This window comes from Burkholderia sp. L27(2015) (assembly GCF_009765705.1).
In the GTDB taxonomy this organism is placed as follows: domain Bacteria; phylum Pseudomonadota; class Gammaproteobacteria; order Burkholderiales; family Burkholderiaceae; genus LMUX01.
In genome coordinates this window covers 1-233 of record NZ_LMUX01000023.1, presented here as the reverse complement: position 1 = coordinate 233, position 233 = coordinate 1, and the positions used below count along the sequence as shown (strand labels likewise).

General features: G+C 54.1%; 1 pseudogene. It reads right to left on the bottom strand.

The annotated features are described in order from the left end of the window. Positions 1-233 (bottom strand): annotated as a pseudogene (locus tag GSQ77_RS26335) (epoxide hydrolase); the annotation flags it as partial.

Below are 233 nucleotides of genomic sequence, written 5' to 3'. Positions count from 1 at the left end.
GCGAAGTGACCGCCTTTCGGTTGTCGGTTGTAGTACAGCAGATTTGGAAACGCCTTCTCGACCCAACTCTTGGGCGCTTGATAGAGCTCGTCCGGAAATGCACTGACCGCAACCGGAATCTTGATCCCCTTGGGAGCAAAGAAGGCGAGCTTATTCTCCCAGTACAAACGCGACGAAGACACGCCGGTCTCGGTCAGCCAATAGAGCGTGACGTTATCGAGAATATCGTCTCG